At 63.0% G+C, this 5,703-nt stretch carries 5 protein-coding genes; 2 read left to right on the plus strand and 3 right to left on the minus strand.

Features of this window, described 5'->3' with window-relative positions; all coding sequences use genetic code 11:
* Positions 1–339: 339 nt before the first annotated feature.
* From DW49_RS0118290 to DW49_RS0118300, 3 genes are all read right to left on the minus strand, one after another.
* Positions 340–1,305: a L,D-transpeptidase family protein gene (locus tag DW49_RS0118290; RefSeq protein WP_005617347.1), complete on the minus strand. Its 966-nt coding sequence runs from the start codon at positions 1,303–1,305 to the stop codon at positions 340–342.
* A gap of 108 nt (positions 1,306–1,413) precedes the next feature.
* On the minus strand, positions 1,414–1,695 hold the full coding sequence (locus tag DW49_RS0118295; protein ID WP_002553016.1) for a hypothetical protein: 282 nt from the start codon (positions 1,693–1,695) through the stop codon (positions 1,414–1,416).
* Between the two features lie 56 nt (positions 1,696–1,751).
* Positions 1,752–2,357, minus strand: coding sequence for an arylesterase (locus tag DW49_RS0118300; RefSeq protein ID WP_005735372.1), 606 nt, complete (start codon positions 2,355–2,357; stop codon positions 1,752–1,754).
* A 10-nt stretch (positions 2,358–2,367) separates the two neighbouring features.
* Here DW49_RS0118300 and DW49_RS0118305 point away from each other — a divergent pair, with 10 nt between their 5' ends.
* Positions 2,368–3,051 carry an ABC transporter ATP-binding protein gene (locus DW49_RS0118305; protein ID WP_017684910.1) on the plus strand — a complete coding sequence of 228 codons (684 nt, stop codon included), beginning with the start codon at positions 2,368–2,370 and terminating at the stop codon, positions 3,049–3,051.
* Positions 3,051–5,567 carry an ABC transporter permease gene (locus tag DW49_RS0118310; protein ID WP_005617340.1) on the plus strand — a complete coding sequence of 839 codons (2,517 nt, stop codon included), beginning with the start codon at positions 3,051–3,053 and terminating at the stop codon, positions 5,565–5,567. The genes DW49_RS0118305 and DW49_RS0118310 overlap by 1 nt, the downstream gene beginning before the upstream one ends.
* Positions 5,568–5,703: the final 136 nt, after the last annotated feature.

Raw genomic sequence — 5,703 nt, forward strand, 5'->3', positions numbered from 1 at the left:
CCCGGATCAGTGTCAGGGCTCAGCCGTCACTTACGTCGCACTCTGCGTCGTCAGCGCCATCGTGGCAAAAAAGCGCTTTCGTTTATGTGCAGCGACTGCGTGCAAGACGTGCCGTTGTGCTACAGCATGAATTTGTGACACGGAGCGTCAAGAGACAGCATGACGACGCGGAGCGTCGCACGATAGTCAAGATCCCTGTGGGGAGCTTGCTCACGAAGACGGTATTTCAGACGACGCATTTGCGGAGAATGCATCGACCGTTTCGCGAACATTGCGGGTCGCCGCCCCGGTCGCTCCACGATAGCGCGGGGCGCTCCAGCGTGTATGCGTAACAACGCCCTACTGAAAAATCACCGGCTCTTCCGCTCTCGCAGAAGCGACGCCCGGCACTGCAATCTCCACCGGTATGCCGTCTTCGGCTGCTACCACGTCACGGACCATGTCCCAGTTCATGCGCAGGTTGTTGGCCAGATCGTCACGTTTGAGCAGCGCGTTGATGACTGCCGTGTGTTTGTCGACCACGGAGGGGTTGCCCAGGTCGTCGACCGGTGTGTGCGCTTCAAGGTAGACCTTGCCGCCGCTGAGGCCGAATTTGTAGGGCTCGCTGATGATGCGCACTGTGGTGCCGACCGGGGCCATGCCGGCCAGTTCCAGTACGTTGTTGTTGTACATGCGGAAACAGCCGTGGCTGGTGCGCATGCCAATGCCGAACTTCTTGTTCGAACCGTGGATCAGGTAGCCAGACAGGCCCAGGCCGAACTTGAACGGACCCAGCGGGTTGTCCGGGCCAGCCGGTACGACGTTGGGCAACGGATCACCGTCGGCAGCATGCTCAGCCTTGATCGAAGCGGGGGGTGTCCAGGTCGGGTTCGGGGTCTTGGCCGTTACCTTGGTCACACCGATAGGCGACCCCCAACCTTCACGACCGACGCCCAGCGGGTAGGTGTGAACCACATTCTGCCCCTTGGGGTAGTAATACATGCGGTATTCGGCGAGGTTGATGACAATCCCTTCGCGCGGACCCGGCGGCAGAATGAAGCGGGTCGGCAGCACGATGTCCTTGCCGGCACCCGGCAGCCACGGGTCCACGCCCGGGTTGGCGGCGATCATTTCCAGATAGCCCAGGTCGTATTTAGTGCCCAGATCAGCGAAAGTATCTTCGTATTTGGCCTGGATGACCTGCACCTGACCAACGATGTCCTCGCCGGGCGGCGGCAATGGAAACTCCAGGGCATGGACAGAGCTCGCCGCGCACAGAGCAGCAAGCGACAGACAGCGGGTAACGGCTGGAATGCGCGACAACATCCGGGAAGATCCTTCGGGTAACGATACTGTGGAGACAAGCGCTGAAGTGTACACCGGCACTTGCCGGATCGGGGATATCTGCGCAAGGCCCGTGCGCGGCGTCGACAGCTAAAGTTCAGGCCAGATCGGATTCATGCCCCTGCGCTGCGCGTCCATGATGGCCTTGCACAACGGGCACAGGCGCTCATCGCGCATGGCTTGCAGCTCGACGGCGCGCATTTGCGGCTGCGCTGGCAACAACGTGCCACACAATGTTCTATCAATCGAGCCGCCCAGCTCCAGCTGGCGAGCGATCAGATGGACGCGCACTTCCTGACAGGCGAACAGATCCAGCTGTTCATGGGGCTCAAGCATTTGATAGGCATACAGGGACCAGGCGGGACGCGGCATGGGGGGCTCCAGATCGGGGGCGCCACATTAGCCGAAAGCCCCCGCCCGGGAAAGCCTCAAAGCAGCGGTTTCAGGCTCGGCCAGACATTTTCCAGCAACTTGCCCTGCGCCGCTGCGGCGGGATGCAGACCATCGGCCTGCATCAACCCGGGCACCCCGCCGACCCCTTCGAGAAAGAACGGCACGAACGGCACCTTTTTCTCTTCGGCCAGATGGCTGTAGACCTCTTTGAAGGCGGTGGTGTAACGCGGGCCGTAATTGGGCGGTATCTGCATACCGAGCAATAGCACCCTGGCACCGGCCGCGCGTGAGCTGTCGATCATCGACGAAAGGTTTTGTTGCAATTGAGCTGGCTGCTGGCCACGCAACCCGTCATTGCCACCCAACTCGAGAATGACCAGCTCGGGCTTATGCTCTGCAAGCAGCGCAGGCAGACGCGCCTGGCCCCCGGCACTGGTGTCGCCACTGATCGACGCATTGACCACCTTGTCGGTGTATCCCTCGGCCTTGAGCCGCTGTTCAAGCAGGCTGACCCACCCCACACGGGTATCCAGGCCGAAAGCCGCACTGATACTATCCCCAACGATCAAGACTGTGCCCGCCATCGCCCCCTGTGACAGCAGCAACAACCCCAGGCCAGCACTTAAAAACCACGCACGCATCGGATTCTCCATGAGTGAAAGTATTCTCAGTGCCCAAAGCCTCAGCAAAGTGGTCCCCAGCACCGAAGGTGACCTTACCATCCTGCACGAACTCTCCCTGGAACTAAACAAGGGCGACACACTGGCCATCGTCGGTGCCTCCGGCTCGGGCAAATCTACGCTGCTCGGGTTGCTCGCCGGGCTCGACCTGCCCAGCGCCGGTTCCGTCATCCTGTCAGGCCGCAACCTCAGCGAGCTGGATGAAGACCAGCGCGCCAGGGTGCGCGCCGAGCACGTCGGGTTTGTCTTTCAGTCATTCCAGTTGCTCGACAGCCTGAATGCACTGGAAAACGTCATGCTGCCGATGGAACTCGAAGGCCGCAAGGACGCCCGCGAAAAAGCCCGCGACCTGCTGGAGCGCGTGGGGCTGGGCAAACGCCTGACCCACACGCCACGCCAGTTGTCTGGAGGCGAGCAGCAACGCGTGGCGATTGCCCGCGCGTTCGCCGCCGATCCGGACGTGCTGTTTGCCGATGAACCCACCGGCAACCTGGACAGCCACACCGGCGAGCGCATCAGCGACCTGCTGTTCGAACTGAACAAGGAACGCAACACCACGCTGGTGCTGGTCACCCACGATGAGCGCCTCGCCCATCGCTGCCGCCGTCTGATCCGTCTTGAAGGGGGCCGCCTGGTCGCCCCGCTGGAGCCTTGATGGCACGTTTGCCTTTTGCCCGTCTGCTGAGCCTTGCCACACGCCAACTGTTGCGCGATGCCCGCGCCGGTGAATTACGTGTGTTGTTCTTTGCATTGCTGGTGGCCGTGGCTGCCAGCACCGCCATCGGCTACTTCGGTGCGCGCCTGAACGGCGCGATGCTGTTGCGGGCGACCGAATTTCTCGGCGCTGATCTGGTTGTCGAAGGCTCAAGCCCGGCGCGCGCAGAGCAGATTGAAGAAGGCACGCGCCTGCAACTCAAGCACGCACAGATTGTGGTCTTTTCCAGTGTGATCGCCACCGACGCCGGTATCCAGCTGTCGAGCATCAAGGCGGTCGATGATGCCTACCCGTTACGCGGCGAACTGAAAAGCGCGCCGGACCTGTATCAGAGCGAGCAGGCCGGCAGCGGCCCGAAACCCGGCGAAGCCTGGGCCGAGGCGCGGCTGTTTCCTGCAGTGGACTTGAAGATTGGCGACGACATCGATGTCGGCGCCAAGACCTTGAAACTGACCCGCGTGCTGACCTACGAGCCGGACCGCGCCGGCAACTTCTACAGCCTCACCCCGCGGGTGATGATCAACCTGCAGGATCTGGCCGCCACCGGTGTGGTGCAGCCGGGCAGCCGGGTCAGCTACCGGGAAATGTGGAGCGGCCCGCCCGAGGCGCTGGCCACCTACCGCAAGGCCATCGAACCAGGCATTGAACCGCATCAGGAAATAAAAGACGCACGCGACGGCAGCCAGCAGATTGGTGGCGCATTGGGCAAGGCCGAACGCTACCTGAATATGGCGAGCCTGGTCGCGGTGCTGCTGGCGGGCGTCGCCGTAGCACTGTCAGCGTCTCGATTCGCTGCACGGCGTTTCGATGCCAGCGCCCTGCTCCGCTGCCTGGGCCTGTCGCGCGGCGAAACCATGACATTGTTCAGCCTGCAACTGGCGATCATCGGCCTGCTGGCCAGCCTGAGCGGCGCACTGCTGGGCTGGCTCGCACAATTGGGGCTGTTCGCGCTGCTGCAAAACCTGCTGCCGGCCAGCGTGCCGCCGGGAGGCTTCTTGCCTGCGCTGGCAGGCATGGGCACCGGGCTGGTGGCGCTGGCCGGTTTCGCCCTGCCGCCACTCGCAGCGCTGGGCCGCGTGCCGCCGCTACGCGTGTTGCGTCGGGACATGCTGCCGATCCCCGCCAGTTCATGGCTGGTGTATGGCGCGGCGCTGCTCGCGCTGGGCCTGATCATGTGGCGCCTGAGCCTGGACCTGGTGCTGACATTCGCCCTGCTGGGCGGTGGCGTGGTCGCTGCGCTGATACTGGGCAGCCTGTTGCTGCTGGCACTCAACAGCCTGCGCCGCTTGCTGGCCGGGGCGTCGCTGCCGTGGCGACTGGGTCTGGGGCAACTGCTGCGTTACCCGCTGGCCGCTGCCGGTCAGTCGCTGGCCTTCGGGCTGATCCTGCTGTCGATGGGCTTGATCGCGCTGCTGCGTGGCGAGCTGCTCGACACCTGGCAGAACCAACTGCCCAAGGATGCGCCAAACTACTTCGTGCTCAATGTGCTGCCCGCCGACAAGGACAACTTCGCCCAGACCCTGAGCACGCTGTCCACCCACTCTGCCCCGCTGTATCCGGTGGTGCCGGGACGCCTGACCAGCATCAATGGCGAACCGGTGAGCAGTTTCGTCACCAAGGACTCGCGTGGCGAAAACGCCACACGCCGCGACCTGAGCCTGACCTGGGCGGCGGACTTGCCCGAGGGCAATACCCTGACCGCTGGCACCTGGTGGAAAGACCTGCCCGCTGACGGCCAGAGCAACGTGACGCCCGGTGTGTCGATCGAGGCCAAACTGGCCGACAGCCTGCAGATCAAACTGGGCGACCGTTTGAGCTTCATCGTCGGCGGACTGACCCGCGAGGCGCAGGTCACCAGCCTGAGGGATGTGAACTGGGACACCTTCCAGCCCAACTTCTTCATGATTTTCCAGCCCGGCACCCTCGCCGACTTGCCGACCACTTACCTGACCAGCTTCTATCTGCCGCCCGGCCAGGACAAGCAGATTGTCGAGCTGTCACGGGCCTACCCGTCAATCAGCATTCTGGGTGTCGAGGCGCTGCTGGCGCAGGTGCGCAGCATTCTCGATCAAGTCACCCTCGCTGTGCAGTTCGTGCTGCTGTTTGTGCTGGCGGCAGGTATTGCCGTGCTGTTTTCAGGGTTGCAGGCGACTCTGGATGAACGTATACGCCAAGGCGCGCTGCTGCGGGCGCTGGGTGCAAGGCGGGCATTGCTGATCAAATCACGGCGCATCGAATTCGGCTTGCTGGGTGCTGCCAGTGGCACGCTGGCTGCACTGGGTTGTGAGCTGGTGAGCTTCGTGTTGTACCGCTACGCCTTTTCCCTGGAATGGCAACCGCACCCGTGGTTGCTGCTGTTGCCGGTGATCGGCGCATTGCTGGTAGGCGGCGCTGGCGTATTCGGCACCCGAAGAGCGCTGAACGTCAGCCCGCTGACCGTGCTGCGCGAGGGTTGAGGCTAGAAGCTGGACGGTGCTCCGCGTTGTGCGCAGCGCCTCAGGAGTTGACTATCGTGCCGATGCTCTGCGTCGGCATGCAGTTCGTGACGCTCTGCGTCACACGGCGGTTCTGCGATGTCAGTGATGTTTGTTT

This window comes from Pseudomonas avellanae BPIC 631 (assembly GCF_000444135.1).
GTDB lineage: Bacteria > Pseudomonadota > Gammaproteobacteria > Pseudomonadales > Pseudomonadaceae > Aquipseudomonas > Aquipseudomonas avellanae.